The sequence below is a fragment of the Providencia alcalifaciens DSM 30120 genome, assembly GCF_000173415.1.
Lineage (GTDB): Bacteria > Pseudomonadota > Gammaproteobacteria > Enterobacterales > Enterobacteriaceae > Providencia > Providencia alcalifaciens.
Map to the genome: position 1 here is coordinate 14826 of NZ_ABXW01000019.1, position 26155 is coordinate 40980.

Here is a 26155-nt window from a genome sequence, read left to right on the forward strand (position 1 = left end):
CGATATTTATTTCGATAAAACGTATGTTGAAAAGAAAAAAAACACGATATTTTGGTGGGTATTGTTTGGGTGTTTTCAATCAAACGATAAAATTTATTTGCGATTATTAACAAATTGTCATTTTTTAAAACTCAGTTATGAGATCTACACCAAAAAGCCAGAAAGATTAATCAAAATAAGCTAGTTGCTCCTACGCATTTAATGCAGAATTCGCCCATCTTTTTTTATCCCTTTTATCAAAATTAAGTGGCGCTATGAGCACAATAAAAACAGCAGTAAACACAATAGACAAACCTGCCAGTAAATGGACTTACAAAGACTTCACTTGGGTATTATCCCTTTTCGGTACCGCGGTTGGTGCGGGTGTCCTTTTCCTGCCAATTAAAGCGGGAGCGGGGGGTTTTTGGCCTCTAGTTGTTCTTGCATTAATTGCTACGCCAATGATTTGGTTAGCACATAAAGGGTTAGCACGCTTTGTATTATCGGCAAAGAAACCTGACGCGGATATTACGGATACAGTGGAAGAACATTTTGGTAAAACGGGTGCCAACATCATCACGTTTGCTTATTTCTTTGCCATTTATCCTATCGTATTAATTTACGGTGTCGGTATTACAAACACAGTCGACTCATTTTTAATTAACCAAATTGGTATGGACCCATTACCACGTTGGTTGTTGTCAGGTGTGTTAATTGCAGCAATGACCGCCGGTGTTATTTTTGGTCGTGATTTAATGCTGAAATTAACCTCCATGATGGTTTACCCATTAGTCTTCATTTTATTAGCATTATCACTGTACCTGATCCCTGAGTGGAACACATCGATGCTAGAGGTCGCGCCAGACTGGAGCGCAATGCCTATCGTGGTATGGATGGCGATTCCTATCATCGTGTTTTCTTTTAACCACAGCCCAATTATCAGCCAGTTTGCGAAAGATCAGCGCCAACAGTTTGGTGACAAAGCGGTGATTAAAACAGACATGATCACGGGCGGGGCAGCATTTATGCTGACAGGCTTCGTGATGTTTTTCGTATTCTCTGTTGTGCTGTCATTGAGCCCAGCTGAATTAGAAATTGCGAAGAAAGAAAACATCAGCGTGTTATCTCACATTGCCAACATTAACCCATCTCCAATTTTGTCTTACTTAGGTCCTATCGTGGCATTCGCCGCTATCGTTTCTAGCTATTTTGGTCACTTCTTAGGTGCGCACGAAGGTCTGGTTGGGTTAGTCAAATCACGCTCTTCAGTTTCTGTGAAGAAAATTGAATTAATCTCTTTACTGTTCATCGTGATCACCACGTGGATCGTCGCGATTATCAACCCAAGTATCTTAGGTATGATTGAAACCATGGGTGCTCCAATGATTGCGGCAATCCTGTTCATCCTACCAGTTGTGGCGATGCGTATCATTCCTGCAATGAAACCGTTCAGTACCTCTAAGCCAGCGCAAATCTTTACGCTGCTATGCGGTTTAGCATCAATTACCTCTGTGATTTATGGCGCGTTCGCGTAATTAAATTCAGTTGTACCGAGACCCATATTGCTTTGGCAATATGGGGAAGGTTGCCAACAAAGAGGGATAAAAGCGTGGTTTTTCCCTCTTTGTGTTATCAGGCGAAAATCAATAAATTGATTTTCCTAGTTAATTTTACAACCCTAAAGGACCATTTCCAAACTTGATGGGTTTGGAAATGGTCAGGTTCATATTGCTTTGGCAATATGGGTTTTTTTGTTTCTAAAGTGGGCTTATTTATTTTGTGAATAACTATAGATGAAATTATTTCAAGTCTAGATGGTTGTGTGAGGGATCTACTTGGGGGATATTGGAAAGGATTACCGTGAAATAAAAACAAGAACCCATTCAATTGGCAGTGCGGGTATAACAAGGATAACGCAATGAAATTAGAAACATTATCAATCCACGCAGGCTATTCTCCAGACCCTACAACCAAGTCTGTCGCGGTGCCTATTTATCAAACCACCTCTTATGCATTTGACGATACACAACACGGCGCGGATCTGTTCGACTTAAAAGTTGCAGGTAATATCTATACCCGCATTATGAACCCGACCAACGATGTGCTAGAAAAGCGCGTTGCTGCTCTTGAAGGTGGCATTGCAGGACTGGCAGTTGCCTCGGGAATGGCTGCTATCACTTATGCCATCCAAACTGTCGCCCAAGTTGGCGATAACATTGTTTCTGTCGCAAAATTGTACGGCGGAACGTATAACTTACTCGCACATACTTTACCTCGCCTAGGTATTGAAACTCGTTTTGCAGAGCATGATGATTTAGCGGCGCTGGAAGCTTTAATTGATGATAAAACCAAGGCTGTTTTCTGCGAATCTATCTCAAACCCTGCTGGTTTCATTGTAGATCTCGCCGCACTAGCCGATGTTGCTCATCGCCACGGTGTTCCACTTATAGTTGATAACACGGTTGCAACGCCATATTTATGTCGTCCGTTCGAATATGGTGCTGACATTGTGGTTCACTCGCTGACAAAATATATCGGCGGTCACGGTACTTCAATTGGCGGCATGGTGGTTGATTCTGGAAAATTTCCGTGGGCTGAGCATGCTGAGCGCTTCTCTCTATTAGTTGAGCCGGATATTGCTTATCACGGCGTGAGTTATACCGAACATTTTGGGGCTGCTGCCTTTATTGCCCGTTGCCGTGTAGCTCCGTTGCGTGGAACGGGTGCAGCATTATCACCCTTTAATGCCTTTTTAATTCTTCAAGGTTTGGAAACTTTAGCCTTAAGAATGGAGCGCCACACTGAAAATGCGCTGAAAGTCGCACAATATTTAGAAAATCATCCGCAAGTGGCATGGGTAAAATATGCGGGGTTACCAAGTAATCCGGAACATGCACTTGCGCAAAAATACATGCAAGGTAAGCCTGCCAGTATTATGTCTTTCGGGATCAAGGGGGGACAGGAAGCTGGGGCTCGTTTCATTGATGCTCTGAACCTGATTGTTCGCTTAGTCAATATTGGTGATGCTAAATCGTTAGCGTGTCATCCTGCCTCCACAACGCATCGCCAATTAAATGATGCCGAGCTAGCGCGCGCAGGTGTATCACGAGATATGATCCGCTTATCAATAGGAATCGAGCATATTGATGATATCCTTGCGGACTTAACTCAAGCGCTGGATGCGGCTAAGTAAGCAATTAAAACACTCCCCATGAATAAAGGCGGTTATTGTTAAATATATAATGCAATAACTGTCTTTGCTGTTACTGACGTTATTAATTATCACGCTGTTACTGCCTTTGTAGCATAAAAAACTATTTGTAAAAAAAGCCTTTTTTAATTTATTTATCATTCTGTTAAAAATAAATGGTAATTGCTGAACTATTGTTTTTTAATCGAGTCTGAACAAGCAGCTCATTTTTATCTTAACATTTAAATGCACGATTCATTTATTGATTGTTTAGCTAGTATGTTAAATGGAATACGAAAATGTTTATTGGTTTATACTGGGTTTAGTCAATTCGAAGATAATAGTACTCTGTTTTGATTAATAAAAAGCGTTTGATGCAGTAGCACAAATAATAATTATTAAATATTTATGACAAGAATGGTTGAGATTAAATGATGATGGCAAATAATAAAAAAGCCTACTTAAAGTGGTGCCTATTATTCGGTTTTGTACTCATAACCTATTTTCTGCCACTGAATGGGCGCATGTTATGGCAACCTGATGAATTACGCTATGCCGAAATCAGTCGAGAACTGATACTGAGTAGCCATTGGAGCGTACCTGAACTGTTAGGCATCCGTTATTTTGAAAAACCTATTTTCGGCTATTGGGTGGGTTCTTTCTTCCAGATGCTATATGGCGAAAACAATGTTTCTGTTCGCTTAGGTGTCGTTTTTAGCACCTTAATTAGCGGACTATTTGTTTATTTGAGCGCTAAGATGGCATGGAAGAATAAAGACCTTGCCTTTAATGCGGTACTTATCTACCTCTCGATGTTTATGATTTTAACGATTGGGACTTATAATATTTTGGACCCAATTGTTACCGCTTTTATTACGATGATTATCTTCTTTTTCCAATGGGGGATAACCACGACACAACGCGCCCACAAATTGTATGCATATATTCTGATAGGTGTTGCATGTGGGTTAGGGGTAATGACCAAAGGCTTTTTAGTTTTGGTCTTGCCAGTGTTAGTCTGCTCAGTCAGCGCGATTTATTTTAAAAAATTAAAAGAAATCTGTTTGTATGCGCTGGTCTCTATTCTTGTCGCTATTTTAGTTTGTCTGCCGTGGGCATTAACGATTGCTAGCCTTGAACCCGATTTTTGGAGTTATTTTTTCTGGGTTGAGCATATTCAGCGCTTTATGGCAGATAATGCACAAAATAAATCCCCATTTTGGTTCTATGTACCCATTTTAGTGGCGGCGGTTCTTCCGTGGTTAGGCTACTTAGTTTCGTCGATTGCCTATGCTATTCGAGCTAAAGGTATAAACCTTTATTTCTTGTTGTGGGCGGTGCTGCCTTTCCTATTTTTTAGTATCACCAAAGGAAAGTTACTCACGTATATTTTGCCGTGCATCGCACCTATCGCGATTTTGATGGCATCCTATTTGCAACAGGTTTTAACCCAGAATAAAGTGGCTACCATTCGCCTGAATGCGTTGATAAACATAACACTGGGTGTCGTGGCGGCAGGGGCATTTATTGCATCACCTTACTTCCCTAAAATGAATTTATATCAAGGGGATGAAAGCTACAAAATGTGGATTGCCGCAGGTGCATTCCTTTTCTGGGCAGCAATGGGGATCGTGTCATTCAACCGTAAGTATTGGTCGTGGGCGGCGGCATGTACTTTAGCGTTAAGCCTCAGTATTGGGCATGTGATCCCTAAATACATCGAGAGCAATAATACGCCGCAAGGCGTGTTGGCAAAATACCAAGATCAACTGCAAAATCGAGCGGTGTTATTAACCAATAATGTGGGATTGGGTACCGCATTAGCTTGGGTACTGAAACGCGATGATATTACGATGTTATATCAAACTGGTGAGTTAGGTTATGGGCTAAATTATCCGGATGCTGAAAACCGCTTTTATCGTTTAGAACAGTTGCCAAGCTTACTGGCGAGCCAAAATAACCGTAATGTTGCGGTCGTAGTAGAAGCCTCTCAAAATGAGGTCATCGATGCGCTACCGGGGACGCCTATCATCATTAAAGAAGGTAAGTTGGTGATGGCTTTCTATGAAGGTCAGTAAATAAAAATCGACTGATAGTCTGTTGAAGAAGAGCCGCAAAGCGAATGCATGCGGCTCTTTTTTATTATTTAAATCTAGAGGTTATTTACGCTGTGGATCTGTGACGTCCGAATGTGAGGTACTTAATGGATAAGGATGATAAATCATCATCATCGCGATGCTATTACTCATCGGGTTGGCAGAAAAATCAGTTGATTTATTGTCATGAGCTGCCCGTTTTTCCTTGCGTGTAGGCACCAGTGAAAGATGGTTTAACGATGAGTAATTCATGGCGCCGTCTCCTCAGAATGTTTAATTAGGCGGTTAGCTTCAGCAAGCTCATAACGTCTTGGGGTTAATGTCGTCGCATTATGATTTCGAGCGAGTACGGAATAGATGGTCGGTAGCACAAACAGGGTAAATAGCGTGCCAACCAGCATGCCTGTGACAATCACTAAACCCAGACCAAATCGACTATTTGCACCTGCTCCTGTGGCAAACAGCAGAGGTACTAAACCAATAACCATCGCTGCCGTTGTCATTAAAATAGGGCGTAAACGAATTTGTGCAGCTTTTAAAATGGCGTGTCGCTTATCTAAGCCTTCATTGGCTTGGAGCTCGTTGGCAAACTCCACCATTAAGATCCCATGTTTACTGATCAACCCAATTAAGGTGACTAACCCAATTTGGGTATAAATATTGAGGGTGGCATAGCCGAGGGCGAGTGGGATCAAGGCGCCACAGATTGAAAGTGGAACAGTAATTAAGATAATCAAAGGATCGACAAGGCTTTCATACTGCGCGGCGAGCACTAAATAGATAATAATCAGCGCCGCCATAAAGGCGAAGGCGAGGGTGTTTCCTTCTTGTTTATATTGGCGTGAATCAGATTGCCAATCATGGCTAAAACCGGCAGGTAGTTCACTGGCCATCTCATCTAAATACGCTACCGCCTGCCCCAATGTTACTCCGGGAGCGGGGATAGCTTGAAAAATAGCGGCATTCTGTTGGTTGAATTGGGTCAGCTTATTTGGTTCAACTTGCGTAGAAATATCCACGACGGTTGACAGCGGGATCATGCTGCTATCCTCGGATTTCACATAATGGTGAGACAAAGCTTCAGGTGTGAGTCTTTGGCTACGTAAGCTCTGCGGGATCACGTCATAGGAGCGACCATCCATGCCAAAGCGGTTGATATAGTTCTCGCCGACGAGCAGTGTGAGTGATTCACCAATATCCTGCATGCGAATGCCAAGGCTATTGGCTTTTGAGCGGTTAATACGCACCTCAACGACAGGATTGTTGTAGTCGAGATCGCTATCTACCACCATAAACAGACCGCTTTCACGAGCGCGTTGTTTAATTTCTTCCATCGTACGATACAGTACCGGATAATCCTGCGGGCTTTTTAACACCATTTGGATTGGCAATCCGCCTGTTGAACCGGGTAGTGCAGGTAATTGAAAAACAAAGATACTGTTACCCTCCACATCACCAACTCGTCCTTGTAAATCAGATTGAATGGCTGAAGCAGGGCGCTCACGCTGTTCCCAGCTAGTGAGGTTAGTTCCCCCAAAGCTGGCTGACGGGCCATCAGTACCGTTGATAATCCACGTACTTTCCGTTTCGGGAAGCGCTGTAAAGACATCATGTAACTTACGTGAGAATCGCTCCACATATTCAAGATTCGCATGCTGTGGGGACTTAATCGCGGTTAATACACTCGATTGGTCTTCAACAGGGGCGAGCTCTCGCGGCGCGGCGTGATACAGCATTGGCAAGCTGACCACGACACCTAACGCTAAGATTCCTGTCATCCAACGATTTTTCAACGAGAAATTCAAAATGGCAGTGTAATAATGGGCAAGCGTTTCGAAGAAGGTTTCTGCCATTCTCGCCATACGTCCTTCATTCTGTTTTGAATTCAGCATAAATGAGCTCATTACAGGAGAAAGCGTTAATGCCACGATACCTGAAACAATCACGGCACCGGCTAAGGTGAGTGCGAATTCTTTAAATAGCGCGCCAGTTAACCCTGACATCAAACCAATAGGCGCATAGACCGCTGCGAGTGTAATGGTCATGGCGATAACAGGACCTGCCACCTCACGGGCACCAATTAAGGCCGCGAGAACGGGGGATTTCCCCTCTTCAATATGCCGATGGACGTTTTCCACGACCACAATGGCATCGTCCACCACCAACCCAATCGCCAACACCATTGCTAGCAGGGTAAGCAGGTTAATACTAAAACCGAACGCCATCATTAATGCAGCGGCACCCAACATGGACAGCGGAATTGCTAGGATAGGGATAATGACACTGCGAATAGACCCAAGACACAGGTAAATCACCGCAATAACGATTAGCAGGGCTTCAACTAAGGTACTGACCACTTGGTTGATAGAGGCCTTAATAAACCGTGACGTCTCGAAGGCCATTTCCACCTTCACATCTGGCGGCAGTGTTTTCGTGATATCAGGCATGAGTTTATTCATGCCATCTACAATGACCAGCGGGTTACCCGTCGGGGTGGCAAATAAACCTAAATAAATAGCGGGCTCGCCATTCATTAATCCGCTGGTTTCCGTGGAGGCGGCCCCAAGCTCAATGGTGCCCACATCTTTTAAGCGCACAAGCCCGTTGCCATCATTGCGGATCACTAAGTCTCGAAATTCATCCACATTGGTCAAATCGGTGTTCACATACACGTTGGAGATAACAAATTCTCCTTTGACCTTTCCGGGCGCCGCTTGGTAGTTATTTTGGCGTACGGCTTGCGCAACTTCAGCCGCAGAAATACCTCGACCGGCGAGTTTATCCGCGTCTAGCCATAGGCGCATTGCGAGCTGCTGCCCGCCAAATACTTGCACTTTTGCTACCCCATCAATCGCCGAATACATGGGTTCCACCACGCGGGAAAGATAATCTGTCAGAGCAGGGATAGCGAGTTCGGTACTGGAAAAACCAATATAAGCTACAGCGGTAGATTCCCCAGAAGAGAGTTCAATAACGGGGTCATAAGCTTCTTTGGGTAACTTATAACGAACTTGATTCACCTTTGCCATCACTTGGGTGAGCGCTTGAGTGGAATCGCGATTAAGCTCCATACGTACGGTAACGAGGCTACTGCCTTGAACGGATGATGATGATAAGTAATCGACCCCCTCTACGGAAGAGACGGCTTGTGCAATGGGCTGGGTAACAAATCCCTGCATGAGTTTTGCCGATGCACCGGGGTACTGAGTTGTAATGGTGATCGTTGAACTTTCTAGCTGTGGGTATTGGCGAATGGGTAACTTGCTCAGTGCGAAGAGCCCAATAAGCACAATCAAGGCACTCACCACTAAGGCTAAAACAGGGCGGCGAACAAACAAATCCGTGAATTTCATGATGCTGTCCTTATGAGCCTTGAGGCGTTTCAGATAATGTATCTTGTGCCACAGGAATAATCGCTGAGCCATTATTCAGGCGTAATTGCCCCGACCTCACGACTTGGTCACCTTCCATGAGCCCGTGCTCAATTTCGATATTGCCATCAAAACGCTGTCCTGTTTTTACAGAAACACGTTTAACGGTCATGGCATCAGCTGAACCTTCAGCGATAAACACCGTATCCCCATAAGCGGTATAAGTGACCGCAGTTTCAGGGACAGTCAGTACCGCATTATTGGCTTGGCGAACTACCGTGACATTAGCGTACATACCGGCTTTGAGTTTGCCATTGCTGTTATCCAATGTGGCTTGCAATGCAATCGTACGGGATTTACCTATCAGCGGATCAATGGCGGTTATCTTCGCGGGAAACGGTGTGTTTGGGTAAGCATCAACAGCAAGGTTCACCACTTGCCCTTGATGCAATTCAGGGGAGGCTTGTTCATCTAATGAGAAATTTAGCTTCAAAGTTTGCGTATCCACCAGGCTAGCAATGGTTTCCCCAGGGCTAAGGTATTGACCCTCATGAACTTGCCGGATACCGATGATGCCATCAAAGGGGGCATGAATGGCTTTTTGTGCAATTAAGGCTTGGGTTTGTTGAATTAACCCTTGCGCCATATCTCGCTCAGCACGCGTACTATCTACTTGAGCTTCAGCCACCAAATGTTGAGCAGATAAAGTCCGCGTTCTCTCATATAAACGAGCTGCATTACGATATTGCGCTTGATAGCGAGCCAAATCGGCTCTTTCTACGGCATCATTGAGTTGGACTAGCAGTTGCCCTTTTTTCACTGGCTGTCCGGATTCAAAACCGATTTTAGTAATGCGTCCACTGGTCTCAGCAGCCACCAATACTTGGCTGCCAGCTTCTAATTCTCCCACGCCGTAGAAGGTTCGGGGGGCATTAGCGAGCGTCACCGGCGCCAAAGCGACTTTTACAGGAGGATACTGATAAGCCGCTTGTGGTTTATCGTTTGAATTGGCGTATGTCGAGTAAATCACTGTTCCCCCACCTGCGGTGATAAGTACAGCGCATAGCAAAGTTAGCGTTTTTTTATTCATTATCATTGGCATCTTAAATTGACAATTAAAGAGGCTGGCACTATAAAACCTTAAGTTAAGTTGAGGTCAATAGGGGGTGGGCAAAAATGGTGGGCAAAACCATGAAGACGATAAAAACGCGGGAAATTGCGGCGGAAAAGGGGGATTTTTCACGAGCACTTACCGTGGGAGAAGTGGCAAAGCGCGCGGGTGTACCCGTATCAACCGTGCATTTTTATGAAGCAAAAGGGTTAATTCAAAGCGCTCGAACCCAAGGAAACCAACGACGTTTTCCACCTGTCGTTTTACGCTATATTGCCATCATTAAAGTGGCTCAAAGCACAGGAATTCCGTTAAAAGAGATCCAAGATGCGCTAGGTAAATTTCCTGCAAATAGCACGTTGACTGCAGAAGAATGGAAGAGCATGTCCACAGAGTGGAAAAGTTCTTTAGACAGACGAATCAAACAGTTAACTCGATTACGTAATGAATTAGACCATTGTATAGGTTGCGGTTGTTTATCACTGCGTGACTGCCCATTGCGCAACCCTGAAGATATTTTAGGGAATCAGGGTCCGGGTGCTCAAATTCTAGAACGCCCATAAATCACACTTTTCACTATCTGGATAGTCACTGCAAAATGTGGCTATTTATTCAATATAATCATTAAGTTATTAATCAAATAGCCGCGCTGTGCGGATAATCTTTGCGCATATAGGCTACAGCGTTTTGCCTTTTTTGCGTAATGATGCGTCATGTTAATTTTTTGTGAACGCATTATTTTGTGAACATATTCTTTTGTGAACCTATGGTGAGCGAATGAGAGCAAAGAGGGCACAGCGATGAAAGGTCTGAACAACAAAATTGCCATTGTGACAGGTGGTGCAACAAAAATCGGCGCAACGGTGGCGAAAATCTTATGTTCTTATGGGGTGAAAGTGACCATTTTTGATATTGATAAAACCAATGGAGAAAGTGTGGCGCAATCGGAGCCCAATATTGACTTTCTACCTATCGATATCACCGATGACCAACAGCTAAAACACGGTATTGACCGTGTTGCGCAAAAGTACGGTCAACTCGATTTTTTGGTTAATCTGGCCGCAACCTATTTGGATGACGGTCAAGCGTCTTCTCGCCAAGATTGGCTCACGGCACTCAATATCAATGTCGTGAGTGCGGTGATGGCAGCACAATTTGCCAAACCTTATTTAGCGAAAGCAGACAAAGGGGCAATTGTTAATTTTACCAGTATTTCCTCTTCGGTCGCGCAAACAGGTCGTTGGCTCTATCCCGCGTCCAAAGCTGCCATGCTTGAAGTCACGCGCAGTCAAGCAATGGACTATGCTCCCGACGGTATTCGCGTCAACTCTGTTTCCCCTGGTTGGACATGGTCACGGGTCATGGATGAACTGACTGGCGGCGATCGTCAAAAAACCGACCGCGTCGCTGCGGATTATCATCTTTTACAACGTGTTGGCGACCCAGAAGAAGTGGCTCAGGTCGTGGCATTCCTACTTTCTGATCTGGCGAGTTTTGTGACTGGCTCAGATTACTCGGTTGATGGTGGATACTCTGCCATGGGACCTGAACAGGCGAAACCCGCCATTCCCCGTCTTGCTGAATAAGACACCCTTATTTTAATTTTATCGAGGAATTCACTATGCGTCGTATCGCAATCGTAGGTGGTGGTCAGGCGGGTATGCCATTGGCATTAGGGCTGCTAGACAAAGGTTATGATGTGACGGTTGCCACCAACCGTACCCCAGATGATGTGAAAAATGGCAGAGTTATGTCTAGCCAATGTATGTTTGATATTTCGCTGCAATTTGAACGCGATCTTGGCATTAATTTCTGGGAAGACAAATGCCCACCCGTTGAAGGAATCGGCTTTACTGTGCCACACCCAGAAAAAGCGGGAGAGAAAGCTATTACTTGGCGTTCTCGCTTAGATAATTACGCTCAAGCGGTTGATCAGCGTATCAAAATGCCCTATTGGCTAGAGTTGTTTGCTGCTCGTGGCGGTAACTTACTGATTGAAGATGTGGGTGTCGCTGAACTTGAACGCTTAGCAGAAACTCATGATTTAGTGATCCTCGCAGGAGGAAAAGGCGAAATTGTGAAGCTGTTAGAACGCGATGCATCCCGCTCGCCGTATGACAAACCACAACGTGCATTAGCACTGACTTATGTTCACGGAATGCTACCAACCCCTGAATTTTCACAAGTTTCCTTCAACCTGATCCCTGGAGTGGGGGAGTACTTTGTGTTCCCATCGCTAACTAACAGCGGTGATTGCCACATTATGGTATTTGAAGGTGTGCCTGGTGGACCGATGGACCAATGGGGAGAAGCCCGCACGCCGCAAGAGCATCTGGCTTATAGCAAAAAAATCATCGATACCTACTTACCTTGGGAAGCTGAACGCTGCCGTCATATCGAGTTGACCGATGAAAATGGCATTCTGGCTGGGCGCTTTGCTCCAACGGTCCGTAAACCCGTACTCACCCTGCCGTCAGGGAAAATTGTCTTTGGTTTAGGTGATGCATTAGTCACGAATGACCCACTGACCGGACAAGGTTCTAACAATGCCACAAAAGCCAGCAAAGTTTACTATGACGCTATTTTAGCGCGTGGTGATAAGCCATATACCGCCGAGTGGATGAATGACACTTTTGAACAGTTTTGGAAATATGGTCGCCATGTCGTGGAATGGACTAACGCCTTGTTAGCGCCACCAGAGCCACATGTCCTGAATGTATTAGGCGCTGCTCAGCAGTTGCCAACCCTTGCTCATACTGTCGCGAATGCTTTTAACTACCCACCGGTACTTGCTCCGTGGTGGCACGATGCCCATGCCTGCGATACGTATATTCAATCGTTGATGCAAGAAGAAGTTCGCGCTTCGTAGGAGAGATCAGTATGTCGATGATTGCAGAGGACACACTTATGTGCGAGAGCGAATGGGGTCATACCGAGTTTGAATCGAAAACCTTACGCAATTTACTAGGCTGCTACCCCACAGGGGTCGCAGTTGTCACCACGCGAACGCCTGATGGACGTGATGTTGGTCTGACGATCAACTCATTTGCATCACTCTCATTAGATCCTCCTTTAGTGTTGTGGAGCCTAGTGAATCATTCCACTAATCTTGCGGTGTTTCGTGATTGCCAGCATTTCACGATCAACATCTTGGGAAAAGATCACCAAGAGCTAGCTATGCGTTTTGCCAATCCGCGTGTTGAAAACAAGTTTGAAGATGTAGCGGTACATATGACACCTGAAGGGATCCCTGCCTTACATGGGGCGATCGTGACGTTGGTGTGTGAAAACCACAAACAAGATCATATTGGGGATCATTTACTGATGGTGGGGCATGTGCGTCGCATTGGTAGCGAAACCGGTAAGCCGTTAGTTTTCCACAGTGGCACATTTACTGCCTTACATGAAGCGCAATAGGCGCAGGAGATAGTATGGAACAGCAAACTTTGATGTCATTCGCCAGCGAGTTACAAAAAGGCAATATTCAGATTATCGACCTGACGCAAACCTTATCACCTTCATTTCCTGCACTACAGCTACCCGCTGAATTTGGGCAAGTTTGGTCATTTAAAATGGAGCAAATCTCCCGTTATGATGAAAATGGTCCCGCGTGGTATTGGAACAATTTTAGCTGTGGTGAACACACCGGAACCCACTTTGATGCACCTATCCATTGGATAAGTGGTAAAGATCAGCCGAAAAATACTGTTGATACTATCCCACTTCACCATTTTATTGCCCCTGCGGTGGTGGTTGATGCCAGCAAAGAAGTCGCGAAAAACCCAGATTGGATCTTAACCGTGGATTTCCTACAAAAGTGGGAAGAAAAATACGGCAAAATCCCAAAAGCCGCATGGGTCTTACTGCGAACAGATTGGTCAAAAAAATCGGATAACCCAGAAGCGTATGTGAATATGCGAGAAGATGGCGCTCATACCCCTGGTCCTTCTCAGGAAGCCGTAGAATGGCTTATTTATCAACGTGATGTGAAAGGATTCGGGGTTGAAACTATCAATACCGATGCTGGGCAATCTTATAGCTGGCCAGTGCCCTATCCCTGCCATACCTTAATGCATGGCAATAATAAGTATGGTCTGCAATGCTTAAAAAACCTCGATCAATTACCCGCAACTGGCGTGGTCATTGTGGCGGCACCACTGAAAATTGAGGGTGGTTCAGGTAGCCCACTGCGTGTGCTTGCGCTGGTGGGGTGAGGTATGGCGACCTTATCAAATCCTCAAGTGATTGTGGTCGGCAGTGGGATGAACTCACTGATGTGCGCGGCGTTATTGGCGGTGCGCGGAAAATCCGTATTGGTATTAGAACGCAACGATCGCCTTGGTGGTTGTATTCGTACTGAAGCGCTATTTGACGGATACACTCACGACCTACTTTCTTGCTGGTATTCCCTGTTTGTGGGCAGTCCCGGTTATCAAGAACTCGCTCCTTTACTGCAACAGCATGGCTTGGAATTTGCTCAGTGCGATTATTCCACCGGTTTGGTGCAACCCGATGGTAAATCGGTGGCATTAAAACGAGATATTGGTGCTGCCGCCAAACAGCTGGATGAAATCGCACCCGGTGATGGCTTTGCATTTCGCCAAATGGCAGAAAAATTGTTCAGTGAAGATGCCGCTCTGACCTTTGGTTTGTTGGGGCAGAACCCCTACAGCGGCGGCATGTTCAAACTGCTGTTTTCGGAATGGCGTAAACGTGGCGTTGACGGTCTACTGGATTTTGCCAAGTCTGGCGTGGAGAGTTTTCGGCGCTGGTCTGAGCGGGAATTGCAGCATGACTTTAGCCGAGCACTGATGGCACCGTGGGTGCTGCATACAGGGTTAGGGCCTGATGAAGCCAGCTCAGCGCTGATAGGAAAGCTGACTTTTGCGGCGGTAGTGGCGGGGGGAATGCCGGTCGTGAAAGGGGGAAGTTATCGGATTGTTGAAGCATTTACCAAAGTCATTGAGCAACATGGCGGTGAGCTGCGTACCCATGCTCATGTGGAAAAAATCATCACGAAAGGCAGTGGTAAAGCGAGCCGTGCGATAGGTGTTCGGGTCGATGGGAAGTTTATCCCCGCGAGTGAAAGTGTGGTGTGTAATGTGACACCAACTCAGCTGTATGGCGGTCTACTTGATGAGGTTTCCCCTCAAGTGAAGCAACATGCTAAGGGATATCGTTATGGTCGCGGGGGCATGCAAATTCACTTTGCGCTCAGTGCGCCGCCACCGTGGTGTAATCCAGAGTTACGCCATGTGCCATTGGTGCATTTTACAGAAAGTATGGAGCAAGTGTGTTTGTCTGTCACGCAGGCGAATAATGGATATTTACCAGATAGACCCACCTTTGGTATTGGTCAGCCAACAGCGTTAGATCCAAGTCGAGCACCTGATGGTGGCTGGATCTTATGGATTCAAATGCAGGAATTACCTCGCCATTTGAAAGGGGACGCGGCGGGCGAAATCACGGTACCTGAAGATGGTTGCTGGAATGAAACGGTGCGTGAAGCTGTAGCCGATCGTATTCAACAGCGTTTGGAAATGGTGATGCCAGGAGTGACTAACCTGATCATTGGTCGTAAAGCAATTTCTCCGGCAGATCTTGAAAACTACAACTGCAATTTGGTGGGGGGAGATCCTTATTCAGGAACTTGTTCTCCAGATCAATTCTTTTGGCTACGACCGTTTGCCGCTTCAGGAAAAACTAAGGCACATCAAACAGCAGTCAAAAATCTGTTCCACATTGGGGCATCAACACATCCGGGTCCTGGTCTTGGCGGGGGCTCTGGGTATTTAGTTGCTGAGCAATTAGCAGCGAAGAAAAAGCGGTAATGGGCTTTACCAAATCGTAGGCAAGATAAACACAGCAAATATAAAAATCACCACCATAAAAACAACTATAGCGGCAGGTAAATGATGAATAAAGAAATGGTCAATAAGCTAATCGTCGGTTCATGCTTGGGGGCATTGTCGTTCGGTGCCGTTGCAACCGAGGGGGGAGGTCTTGGGATCTACCCTGATGGGCTCGAAAACTTTATGTCTGGCGCATTGCCACCGCAAGGTGTGCATGTGTTGGTATATGGCGGTAATGCGCATTATGACAGTGTTCGTGATGATAAAGGCGATAAAATCCCTATTCCTGGCTTTAGTGTCAATGTGAATGTGCTCGCACCGCGTTTTATCTGGGTTACCGATCAAAAAGTGTTCGGTGGTGATTTGGCATTCCATACCATTCTTCCACTGCTTGATGTGACTGCAAAAGCGGCGGGGAATAAGGAAACTAGCCGTGGATTGGGGGATATCACTTTTGGTCCCGCATTAGGCTTCCATCCTTCAGCAGATTTACATTATGTGCTGGGCTTGGATGCTTATGCCCCAACCGGAAAATACAGTAAAACTGACCCCTCAAGCTTAGGGAAGAATTACTGGGTATTACAGCCAGTTTGGGCAATCAGCTATATCCCCCCAGTGGGCGTTAATGCGGATTTAAAAATGATGTATGACTTTAATTTCCGCAACAATGATACGGACACGCGTTCAGGTCAGGCATTCCATGCCGATTATGCGGTCGGTTGGGGCTTTGGCAATGGTTGGGTTGCGGGTATTGGTGGATATGGGTTTATGCAAACCACGAATGACAGTGGTCCAAACTCCGCACAAGGTAAGGCTCAAGCTTTCGCAGTAGGTCCGTCAATCCGCTATGCTAACCCACAAGGCTGGTTATTTACGGCAAAATGGGAGAAAGATTTCTCGGTGAAAAATCGCCCTGAAGGTTCCCAAATTTATCTCAAAGCGTCCATTCCGTTTTGATCCTGCATTATTAATATTGGCAGCCGAAAGGCTGCTGATATCCCTATTGACGACTCATTTCCAAGTGATGGTTGAGAGCATTATCGATGAAAAAAATAACCGCATGGCTTTTTCGCTATACGGTCATTTTAATCAAGGACTGCTTTAAGTTACGCGTTACGCTTTTTTCATACTTTGGCTTGGGCTTTCACCATAGCGTTGTTTATATTCGGCGCTAAAACGTCCCATATGAGCAAATCCCCAACGTAAGGCGACACCCGTGACGCTGGTGGCTTCCCCTGACATCAATTCAGCTCGCACGCGTTCCATACGTAAATCACGTAAATACTGCATCGGGCTAATGTCCAAAAACTCTTTAAAACCGGCATATAGGCTGCGTAAACTGACTCCGGCAATGTGAGCCAGTTGTTCTACCGTAATGGGTTCGTGGGCGTGTGCTTCAAGATACTCTTGAACGCGGCGCACATGGCGCGGACGAATAGTGGCACGGCGCATACCGGAATCTTCCAAATAATTATGCTGGTGTGTGGATAAGAGTGTGACAGAAACCAATTGTTCTACTTGAGTGGTAATAAGCTTATGTTGCAGCAAATCTGGCGTACGTGTTGCGCATTCAATCAGATAGTTCATCAACGTACGCCATGCAATACATGATTGCCAAGCAAACCCTAATTCAAAAACTAATGGTTTATCTAAAGTGTGTCCAAGCTGCCCGACCAAAGTACGTTCTAATAAAGAACGGGAGATGCGTAGCATAAATTGGTCATTATCACTGTTCCAACGCATCACCGTAGACTCTTCAGGACTCAATAATGAGGCCATCAGTGGTGTCGATTCTACGGTTTTTCCGCCACTTTCAATGATGGCACTGCCTGATAGCGGCATCTGCACCAGAAAAAAATACTTCGAGTTGTCCTGGCGTGATAGCCACATCAGCACCATAACGTAGCCGACTAAGGGAAATGTCGCCCATTGGGATGTAATGCATGCGAGCATCAAGGCGCTGATGTTGATTAAGCAATTGAAATTGATGAGGTTTCATAACGCGCCCCACCATGGATTTGATCTCTTCAGGATCGGCTGAACTGAACAACAATCGTTCAGAAGAACAGAGTTGATTCTCTATTTGAGGTGCAGGTGCATAAGGCCATGAGTTGCTCAACATAAGGAGGTGCCTCCAAAGTAAACACTGTAACCCTGATTGGCTTCCTAGCAGATAGAAGTCACTGGCTAGTGGGTCCTTTGAGGGTCTTTGTTGGGATATTTAGATATCTTATTGTTATTTTTTGACGACTTTCGACCCATCACAGGAATCGACTTTGTTAACATTTTATTAAACAATTTTTAACCAATTGTGCTTCGAACATAGCATAAAGGAATTTGCTTACCTAGCCATATTTGTGCAAAAACTATCCAAATACTGCAAAAAAGTGCAAAGAATGTGCTGATTGTGATTTCGGTAACAAACTAAAAAATAAAGTTATTTTTATTAATTCTTAGTTTTAAATATATGATTATTCATATAGTTATTTATATTTTGCTGCCTACTAGTTAATCAAAAAGTTATCTATATTGCCATATTGATTTTAATCAGATGAATACTCTAATTCCTTTCTATGAGTAAGGATTAATTGGAGTTAATGATTGATTAGTGAAAGTAATTAGCCAATAGTTTACTAGACTGAAATATTTACCTTTGAGCCTGTTCATCAGCATTTTTTCATTGTTTTACAATGATTTTGTCCGCTCTATGCACCTCTTATCCACTCTCTGCAAGAATCTAATATGCATGATTAATCATGGATTGACCATTTATTAACAAATGAGATACAAGAAGGAAACACAAAAAAGATAATAACGTGCCGACGTTGACTGGTGAGGTTAAAATGGCTGAGCGTTCGTTTGTCCAAGAAGTTCAAAAATTACGGCAGGGTGAAGGTGAAGTATTCAGCGGTGAAGGGATCCTTGCGGTAACAAAAGCATTACTGGAATCGGGAGTTTCTTATGTCGCAGGCTATCAAGGTGCACCGATTTCCCACCTGATGGATGTACTGGCGGATGCACAGGATATTTTATCGGAATATGGTATCCGTTTTGAAAACAGTGCCAGCGAAGCAACCGCAGCCGCAACGCTTGCGGCATCGGTGAACTACCCTTTACGCGGCGCCGTGACATTTAAAGCGACAGTGGGAACCAACGTGGCGTCTGATGCATTAGCCAATTTAGCCTCTGGTGGTGTATTGGGGGGGGCGTTGATCATTGTGGGTGAGGATTACGGCGAAGGCTCTTCAATTATGCAAGAGCGTAGCCACGCCTTTGCGATGAAATCCCAAATGTGGCTACTTGACCCACGTCCTAACTTGCCTTCCATTGTACAGGCAGTCAAAGATGGTTTTGATCTCTCCGAAGCTAGTAATACGCCAGTTATGCTGCAAATGCGTATTCGTTCTTGCCATGTTCATGGACAATTTACCTGTTCAGATAACCAACATCCGAAATTCACGGTAAAAGATGCATTAGAGAACCCAACCCGTGATGTCAGCCGTATCGTTTTACCGCCGGCAAGTTTTTTACATGAAAAAGAAAAAATAGAAGCACGTTGGCCCGCGGCTATCAAATTTATTCAACAGCGTGAACTGAATGAATTTTTTGCGGAAGATTCAGAGGATGTGGGAATTGCTTTACAGGGCGGTTGCTACAATACCTTGATTCGTGCATTAAACCAAATTGGCTTAGCCGATGTCTTCGGTAATAGCAAAATTCCACTGTATGTCATGAATGTGGCATACCCCTTAATTGATGATGAATTTGAACGTTTTTGTCGCAACAAAAAAGCGATTTTGGTATTGGAAGAAGGGCAGCCGAACTTCGTTGAGCAAAATGTGGCGAATATTTTACGCCAACGCAATATTGAGATAGCACTTCACGGTAAAGACATGTTGCCGATGGCAGGTGAATACAATACGGCAACTGTATTGGCAGGACTGCGTTCATTCTTCGAACGTTACGGCAAAATCGAACCTCAAGTGAAAGCGGCTGCTAAGCAGATCCGCATCCCAGCCATTAATATCACGGCAGTGAAAGCGGATGATGACTTGCCGGATTACGTTAATGCGGCAGAGCCTACCCTAAATGACACTGTACATGCGCGCCCGCCAGGATTTTGTACCGGCTGCCCAGAACGCCCAATTTTTACTGCAATGAAGTTGGTTGAGCGTGAGTTGGGTGAGCACCATGTGAGTGCCGATATTGGCTGTCATTTATTCTCGATTTTACCGCCATTTAATCTTGGCAATACCACAATGGGTTACGGGCTAGGTGGTGCGGGTGCCGCTGCGCTGAATGCGAAAGCAGGTAAGCGAGCTATTTCGGTAATGGGGGATGGTGGTTTTTGGCATAACGGCTTAACGAGTGGAATTGCCAATAGCGTGTTTAACCGCAGTGATAATCTCACTATCGTAGTTGATAACAGCTATACCTCGGCAACGGGTGGACAAGATATTTTATCGTCAACCGCTTTGAATCCAACACGTAGCACTGGCCATGAGATTGAAAAAGCCGTTAAAGGTGTTGGGGTGAACTGGGTGAAAACCATCACCCGTACCTATGACCTAAAAGCCATGACAAATACATTACGTGAAGCTCTGACGACGACAGAAAGTGGTCCTAAAGTATTGATTGCCCAAAGCGAATGTATGTTGAACAAACAGCGTCGTGAAAAGAAAAAAGTTCGTGAAGACGTTTCAGCAGGCAAGCGAGTTGTCCGTGAGCGTTTTGGTGTCGATTCAGACACTTGCACGGGAGACCACTCCTGTATTCGTTTATCGGGTTGCCCATCGTTATCAATCAAACCTAACCCAGATCCTTTACGGACAGACCCAGTCGCGACAGTGATGGATAGCTGCGTAGGCTGTGGGCTGTGCGGTGAAGTCTCCCATGCCGCTGTGCTGTGTCCCTCCTTCTTTAAAGCACAAATTATCACCAATCCAAATGGTTGGGACAAATTGCGCCACCGTGTTCGCGGCTGGTTTATTGGCTTTTTGCAGCGTCGTGATGCACGCCGCCGTGAACAACTGAGTTTTTAGGGGGGCATATGACACAACCTTTAATGACCTTACAGCCTATCAAAATAGCCATCCTTGCAATGGGTGGGGAAGGCGGCGGCGTACTCGCCGATTGGATTGTTAATCTTGGCGAAGAGAATGGGTATTTTGCGCAAACCACATCAGTACCAGGTGTGGCTCAGCGGACGGGGGCAACAATTTATTATGTTGAATTATTCCCTGGGGCTGACAACCCAGACACCCCTTCACCAGTATTAGCCCTAATGCCAATGCCGGGAGATGTGGATGTGGTTTTAGCTTCCGAGCTAATGGAGGCAGGACGTGCCGTACAGCGTGGTTTTGTGACTTCGGAACGTACTACGTTGATAAGCTCGACTCATCGGGTGTATTCGATTGCAGAAAAGTCGGCAATGGGGGATGGGCGCGTAGATAGCCAAGCGTTGATTCGTCATGCAGGACAAGCTGCCCGTCAATTTATTCATTTTGATATGGCACAAGCTGCGCAAGAGAGTGGTAGTGTCATCAGTGCCGTTCTGTTTGGTGCGTTGTTTGGTTCGGGGGTTTTGCCATTTAGCCGTGAACAGTTTGAAGAAACCATTGTTCGTGGTGGTGTTGGGGTGAAACCCAGTTTGCGTGCGTTTACGTTGGGTGCTGAAAAAGCGGCTCAACCAGAAGAAACCTATCAAGCGGAATCTTCGCAATTGATTGAAAAAACACCAAAAAATAAACATGTTGCCGTTCTCCTTGCGCGTATCGAGAGTCAATTCCCTGACCATGTTCACTACCTTGCCATTGAAGGCGTTCGTCGCTTGATTGATTACCAAGATCCTGCTTATGCAGAGTCGTACCTCAATCGACTTCAAGCGTTATTTGCGCAAAAAGGTGGCGATGATCCGCGCTTACAACGTGCTTTAGTTCGCCATTTAGCACTGTGGATGTCTTATGAGGACACTATCCGTGTGGCTGACTTAAAAATTCGTGATAGCCGTTTTGCGCGAGTCCGTAGTGAAGTCCAAGCAAAAGATAACCAATTGCTCGATATCAATGAATTTATGCATCCAAGAATTGAAGAGATTTGCGAAACGCTTCCCAAAAGTTTAGGAAACTGGCTAATGAAACCACATTGGATTCACAAAGCCGTTCGCAAATTAACGCAAAAGGGACGCACGATCACTACCAGTTCGCTTTGGGGCTTTTTACAGTTATATGCACTCGCCGCGTGGCGAAGAGGGCGGCGCTCAACATTGCGTTATCAACTTGAAAATAATCGTATTGAAAAATGGTTAGATGCGGTGACGCAAGCGGCGAAAAGCAACCCTGCGCTAGCCACTGAGATTGCGCAATGCCAGAGAGTGGTGAAGGGATATAGCGATACTCATGCCCGTGGTTTGCGCAATTTCCAAATATTGATGGAAATCGTTGAGCGTCATGGTAGCCAGTTAGCCCCCATTAATTTACGTGAACTGCGTGAAGCGGCTTTGGCAGATGAACACGGTAATGAATTGAAAAAATGCCGTCAGCGTTTGGCGATGGAATAAGGACCGCATCATGAGTTTACTGACCTTTTCTCGACACCATCGGATCCACTTTTCAGAGTGCGATCCCGCAGGAATTGTATTTTATCCGCAATATTTTGTGATGTTTAACAATCTCATTGAACGTTGGTTTGATGAGTTGATTCCTGAAGGATTCGCAGGGTACATCCTTGAGCAACGCTTTGGTTTACCCACGGTGCATTTAGAAGCAGATTTCAAAGCAATTAGTCGGATGGGGGATGATGTTCAGCTTGAGCTGCACGTTAAACGCATTGGCGGTAAGTCTCTGACTTTACACCAACGTTGCATCAGTCTTGATGGCGAGTTGCGCATGGAAGTGACACAAACTTATGTCACGACATCACTTATCACGCATCAGGCAATTCCTATCCCTGAAGCACTGTATAGCGCCTTAACCCAGCAGCAACCGGTGTAATGGCACAACGTAATTAAAGGAGAAATTCCATGAATATCGTTTGTATCGGCGGCGGTCCCGCAGGGCTTTATTTCGGGTTGCTGATGAAACTGCAAAATCCACAAAATCGGGTGGTGGTGGTTGAACGTAACCGTCCTTATGACACCTTTGGCTGGGGTGTCGTATTTTCTGATGCCACATTAAGTAATTTGCGCAAAGCTGACCCTGTATCCGCAGAGACCATCAGCGCCGAATTTAGCCATTGGGATGATATCGACATTCATTTCAAAGGTAGCTGTAACCGTAGTGGCGGTCATGGTTTCATCGGTATAGGACGTAAGAAATTACTGAATATTTTGCAAGATCGTTGCCTTGAAGTCGGTGTCGAATTGGTTTTTGAAACTCAAGTTGTCGATGATCAGGAAATCGCACGCCAATATGATGCAGATCTGGTGATTGCATCTGATGGGATCAACAGCGCAGTCCGTACTCGCTATGAAAACGTCTTTAAACCGGATATCGATCAACGTCGTTGCCGCTTTGTTTGGTTAGGCACGAAAAAGATTTTCGACGCATTTACCTTCATATTTGCTGAAAATGAGCACGGTTGGTTCCAAGTTCATGCGTATCAATTCCAAGAAGGCTTATCTACATTTATTGTTGAAACGACGGAAGAGACATGGCTCAAAGCAGGCATCGACCAAATGTCTCAAGAAGATGGAATAGCTTACTGTGAAAAACTGTTTGCGCCATGGTTAGATGGTGAAAAGTTGATTGCGAATGCTGCTCACTTACGCGGTGCGGCGATTTGGATCCGCTTCCCGAGAGTTATTTGTGATAACTGGGTACATTGGACACATCCAACAAGCGGTAAAGATGTTCCCGTGGTTCTGATGGGTGATGCAGCGCACACCGCGCATTTTTCTATTGGGTCGGGCACCAAGCTGGCTTTGGAAGATGCCATCGAATTATGTGAAAGCTTGAAAGCCACCCAAGGTGATTTGCGCAAAGGATTAGAGCACTATCAAAAAGTACGTAGTGTTGAAGTGCTGAAAATCCAAAATGCAGCACGTAACTCGACCGAGTGGTTTGAGAATGTTCAACGTTACGAAAATCTCGACCCTGAACAGTTTGCTTACTCTCTATTAACCCGTTCTCAGCGCATTTCCCATGAAAATTTGCGTGTGCGTGATGATCACTGGTTAACCCACTATGAAAATTGGTTTGCAGAGAAATCAGGTTTACCAAGCCATCTCGCTAGTCAGAAAATTGCCCCGATGTTGACGCCATTTCGTTTACGTAATGTCGAGTTGAAGAACCGTGTTATTGCTTCTCCAACACTGTTGTATTGCGCAACAGATGGGCTGGTAGGTGACTTTCACCTCGTGCATATCGGTAGCCGTGCGTTAGGTGGTGCCAGCTTAATTATGACGGAAATGACCGCCATTTCTCCAGAAGCGCGAGTGACGACGGGCTGCCCAGGTATTTGGAATGATGCGCAAGTGGCGGCATGGAAAAATGTGACGCAATTTGTACACCAGAAAACAGATGCGAAAATTGGGATGCAATTGGGGCATGCTGGACGTCGAGGCTCTACGCAGCGCGGTTGGGAACAAGAAAACCATCCATTGAAACAAGGCAACTGGCCGTTAGTTTCAGCTTCCCCATTACCTTATTTACCGTCTCTATCACAGACACCATCTGCGCTGACCGAAGCTCAGATGGCAAGCATTATTGACCAATTTGTGGCGGCAACAAAACGTGCAGATCAAGCGGGTTTTGACTGGCTAGAACTGCAAGCTGGGCATGGTTATCTGTTATCGAGCTTTATCTCTCCACTGACTAACCAGCGCACTGATACATTTGGTGGGTCATTAGAAAACCGTCTACGTTTCCCGCTAGCAGTGGTTAGCGCGGTGAGGAAAGTGTGGCCTGAAGACAAACCGCTCTCGGTGCGAATATCTGCGACAGATTGGGTGGAAGGCGGAACGACAGTTGATGAAGCAGTGCTGATTGGACAGGCTCTGCATCAAGCTGGAGCCGATATTATCGATTGCTCATCCGGTGAGGTTTCCCCTCTTCAGCAGCCTGTTTATGGGCGTATGTATCAAACGCCAATGGCGGATCGAATTCGTAATGAAGGATCGGTTCCGGTGATTGCCGTTGGGGCAATCACCGATGCAGATCAAGTTAATAGCATTATCGCATCAGGGCGAGCCGATCTCTGTGCATTATCTCGCCCGCTGCTTTCTGATCCTGCGTGGTTATTACATGAATGTGCGCGCTTTGGGTGGAACAGCGTAACTTGGCCAGCACCTTATGAATATGGTCGCCAACAATTAGTCCAACAATCGAAAAACCGCTAATGGCGTCAATGCGAAAGGGGGAAAAACCATGACTACTCAGTCCCATGAACAATACAGAGAGAATATCGCAGGACGCGCAGATGTAGCAGATACACCGGAATTGTTGGCGTATTACAAGCAGTTAGATGAATTAAAAACAGGTGCGCTCTGGACTGTTGCCAATAAAATTGAGCCATGGCAGCCAAAATCTCAGTCAGTGCCAGTGCTATGGCGTTACCAAGATTTACGCGAGCATGTTTTACGTTCAGTGGATTTAGTGACGCCAGAAAAGGCGGGTCGTCGCGTGATTTATTTAAATAACCCAGGTCGCCAAGATGTTGCTGCTGCGGTTGGATGGTTGTATTCAGGTTTACAGGTGATGCATCCCGGAGAAGCGGCTTCCGCTCATGCGCATTCATCATCTGCCTTGCGTTTCATTATGGAAGGGCGTGGAGCTTACACCATCGTGGAAGGGCAAAAAATGATTTTAGAAGCCAATGACTTTGTGCTGACGCCAAATGGTACTTGGCATGAGCATGGTGTTGAAGAAGGTGGGCTACCGTGTATTTGGCAGGACGGATTAGATATTCCACTCGTCAATGCCATGGAGGCTGGTTTTTATAAAGTTCACCCAGATTTACATCAAGCACAAACCCGCCCAGTTGATTATCCCGTTGGGATGTGGGGGGCAACGGCATTACGTCCGCACCATGTGGGATGGGATAAGCCTTATTCGCCATTGTTTAAATACCAGTGGGGGCCCACTTACGAAGCGTTACAGCGAGCCGCAAAAGTGACGGAAGGATCACCGTTTGATGATGTCTTAATGAATTACACCAACCCATTAACTGGCGGTCCTGTCATGCCAACCATTGGGGCAAGCATGCAGTTATTACGTCCTGGCTTTGTTGGTAAAGCTCATCGTCATACGGGTAGCTTTATTTACCAAGTGGCGAAAGGGTCAGGTTACTCGATTATTAACGGGCAGCGTTTTGATTGGCAAGAGCGCGACATTTTCTGTGTACCGTCATGGATGTTCCACGAACATATTAATACATCCCAAAGTGAAGATGCTTGTCTGTTCTGTTTTAGCGACTTGCCAGTGATGCACTCCCTTGGTCTCTATTATGAAGAGGCTTTGGTGGAAAATGACGGTCACCAAAAAGTGATTGGTTAACTATTTGATCTAATTATTGATCCTAACTATTACGTGAAGATTTCAGTGAGGTCTTGAGACCTG

At 45.6% G+C, this 26155-nt stretch carries 20 protein-coding genes; 15 read left to right on the plus strand and 5 right to left on the minus strand.

Annotated features, from left to right (window positions below; translation table 11 throughout):
• Nucleotides 1–254 precede the first annotated feature (254 nt).
• The 3 genes from PROVALCAL_RS05980 to arnT all read left to right on the plus strand — a co-directional run bounded on the left by PROVALCAL_RS05980 (nucleotide 255) and on the right by arnT (nucleotide 5247).
• Nucleotides 255–1514 carry an aromatic amino acid transport family protein gene (locus tag PROVALCAL_RS05980; RefSeq protein ID WP_006658241.1) on the plus strand — a complete coding sequence of 420 codons (1260 nt, stop codon included), beginning with the start codon at nucleotides 255–257 and terminating at the stop codon, nucleotides 1512–1514.
• 383 nt (nucleotides 1515–1897) lie between these two features.
• Nucleotides 1898–3172 (plus strand): bifunctional O-acetylhomoserine aminocarboxypropyltransferase/cysteine synthase, encoded by a 1275-nt coding sequence (locus PROVALCAL_RS05985; RefSeq protein ID WP_006658242.1) that lies wholly within the window; start codon nucleotides 1898–1900, stop codon nucleotides 3170–3172.
• Between the two features lie 428 nt (nucleotides 3173–3600).
• Nucleotides 3601–5247: a lipid IV(A) 4-amino-4-deoxy-L-arabinosyltransferase gene (gene arnT / locus PROVALCAL_RS05990; RefSeq protein WP_006658243.1), complete on the plus strand. Its 1647-nt coding sequence runs from the start codon at nucleotides 3601–3603 to the stop codon at nucleotides 5245–5247.
• A gap of 81 nt (nucleotides 5248–5328) precedes the next feature.
• Here arnT and PROVALCAL_RS05995 read toward each other — a convergent pair whose 3' ends face one another.
• The 3 genes from PROVALCAL_RS05995 to PROVALCAL_RS06005 are packed head-to-tail and all read right to left on the minus strand — an operon-like array spanning nucleotide 5329 to nucleotide 9726.
• Nucleotides 5329–5517: a hypothetical protein gene (locus PROVALCAL_RS05995; protein WP_006658244.1), complete on the minus strand. Its 189-nt coding sequence runs from the start codon at nucleotides 5515–5517 to the stop codon at nucleotides 5329–5331.
• Nucleotides 5514–8618 (minus strand): MexW/MexI family multidrug efflux RND transporter permease subunit, encoded by a 3105-nt coding sequence (locus PROVALCAL_RS06000; RefSeq protein WP_006658245.1) that lies wholly within the window; start codon nucleotides 8616–8618, stop codon nucleotides 5514–5516. Before PROVALCAL_RS06000 ends, PROVALCAL_RS05995 begins: the two co-directional genes overlap by 4 nt.
• Nucleotides 8619–8628: 10 nt before the next feature.
• Nucleotides 8629–9726, minus strand: coding sequence for an efflux RND transporter periplasmic adaptor subunit (locus tag PROVALCAL_RS06005; protein WP_039861684.1), 1098 nt, complete (start codon nucleotides 9724–9726; stop codon nucleotides 8629–8631).
• Between the two features lie 86 nt (nucleotides 9727–9812).
• Here PROVALCAL_RS06005 and soxR point away from each other — a divergent pair, with 86 nt between their 5' ends.
• The 7 genes from soxR (at nucleotide 9813) to PROVALCAL_RS06040 (ending at nucleotide 16556) form a co-directional block, all read left to right on the plus strand.
• On the plus strand, nucleotides 9813–10310 hold the full coding sequence (soxR, locus tag PROVALCAL_RS06010; RefSeq protein ID WP_006658247.1) for a redox-sensitive transcriptional activator SoxR: 498 nt from the start codon (nucleotides 9813–9815) through the stop codon (nucleotides 10308–10310).
• Between the two features lie 237 nt (nucleotides 10311–10547).
• Nucleotides 10548–11333 carry an SDR family oxidoreductase gene (locus PROVALCAL_RS06015; RefSeq protein WP_006658249.1) on the plus strand — a complete coding sequence of 262 codons (786 nt, stop codon included), beginning with the start codon at nucleotides 10548–10550 and terminating at the stop codon, nucleotides 11331–11333.
• A 35-nt stretch (nucleotides 11334–11368) separates the two neighbouring features.
• Nucleotides 11369–12616 (plus strand): styrene monooxygenase/indole monooxygenase family protein, encoded by a 1248-nt coding sequence (locus PROVALCAL_RS06020; protein WP_006658250.1) that lies wholly within the window; start codon nucleotides 11369–11371, stop codon nucleotides 12614–12616.
• A gap of 11 nt (nucleotides 12617–12627) precedes the next feature.
• Nucleotides 12628–13164, plus strand: a complete 537-nt coding sequence (locus tag PROVALCAL_RS06025) for a flavin reductase family protein (RefSeq protein ID WP_226890334.1) — start codon at nucleotides 12628–12630, stop codon at nucleotides 13162–13164.
• Between the two features lie 14 nt (nucleotides 13165–13178).
• On the plus strand, nucleotides 13179–13961 hold the full coding sequence (locus tag PROVALCAL_RS06030; protein WP_006658252.1) for a cyclase family protein: 783 nt from the start codon (nucleotides 13179–13181) through the stop codon (nucleotides 13959–13961).
• Between the two features lie 3 nt (nucleotides 13962–13964).
• On the plus strand, nucleotides 13965–15578 hold the full coding sequence (locus PROVALCAL_RS06035; protein WP_006658253.1) for a phytoene desaturase family protein: 1614 nt from the start codon (nucleotides 13965–13967) through the stop codon (nucleotides 15576–15578).
• 81 nt (nucleotides 15579–15659) lie between these two features.
• Nucleotides 15660–16556, plus strand: a complete 897-nt coding sequence (locus PROVALCAL_RS06040; protein WP_006658254.1) for a SphA family protein — start codon at nucleotides 15660–15662, stop codon at nucleotides 16554–16556.
• Nucleotides 16557–16712: 156 nt separating this feature from the next.
• Here PROVALCAL_RS06040 and PROVALCAL_RS06045 read toward each other — a convergent pair whose 3' ends face one another.
• Together PROVALCAL_RS06045 and PROVALCAL_RS19980 are read right to left on the minus strand one after the other, a co-directional pair.
• Nucleotides 16713–17441: a helix-turn-helix transcriptional regulator gene (locus tag PROVALCAL_RS06045; RefSeq protein WP_243441091.1), complete on the minus strand. Its 729-nt coding sequence runs from the start codon at nucleotides 17439–17441 to the stop codon at nucleotides 16713–16715.
• Nucleotides 17413–17721, minus strand: coding sequence for an AraC-like ligand-binding domain-containing protein (locus tag PROVALCAL_RS19980; RefSeq protein ID WP_243441092.1), 309 nt, complete (start codon nucleotides 17719–17721; stop codon nucleotides 17413–17415). Before PROVALCAL_RS19980 ends, PROVALCAL_RS06045 begins: the two co-directional genes overlap by 29 nt.
• A 721-nt stretch (nucleotides 17722–18442) precedes the next feature.
• On the opposite strand from PROVALCAL_RS19980, the gene PROVALCAL_RS06050 reads away from it, so the two are divergent.
• The 5 genes from PROVALCAL_RS06050 to PROVALCAL_RS06070 are packed head-to-tail and all read left to right on the plus strand — an operon-like array spanning nucleotide 18443 to nucleotide 26092.
• The gene (locus PROVALCAL_RS06050; RefSeq protein ID WP_039861690.1) at nucleotides 18443–20641 is read left to right on the plus strand and encodes a thiamine pyrophosphate-dependent enzyme; all 2199 of its coding nucleotides are present in this window, start codon (nucleotides 18443–18445) and stop codon (nucleotides 20639–20641) included.
• A gap of 8 nt (nucleotides 20642–20649) precedes the next feature.
• Complete coding sequence (locus PROVALCAL_RS06055; RefSeq protein WP_006658258.1) at nucleotides 20650–22158, plus strand: indolepyruvate oxidoreductase subunit beta family protein; 1509 nt, start codon at nucleotides 20650–20652, stop codon at nucleotides 22156–22158.
• Nucleotides 22159–22168: 10 nt separating this feature from the next.
• Entirely contained in the window at nucleotides 22169–22591 is a 423-nt protein-coding gene (locus tag PROVALCAL_RS06060; protein WP_036968503.1) for an acyl-CoA thioesterase, read from the plus strand.
• Between the two features lie 29 nt (nucleotides 22592–22620).
• Nucleotides 22621–24936, plus strand: a complete 2316-nt coding sequence (locus PROVALCAL_RS06065) for a bifunctional salicylyl-CoA 5-hydroxylase/oxidoreductase (RefSeq protein WP_006658260.1) — start codon at nucleotides 22621–22623, stop codon at nucleotides 24934–24936.
• Between the two features lie 28 nt (nucleotides 24937–24964).
• A complete protein-coding gene (locus tag PROVALCAL_RS06070; protein WP_006658261.1) occupies nucleotides 24965–26092 on the plus strand; it encodes a cupin domain-containing protein in 1128 nt (375 codons plus the stop codon).
• Nucleotides 26093–26155: the final 63 nt, after the last annotated feature.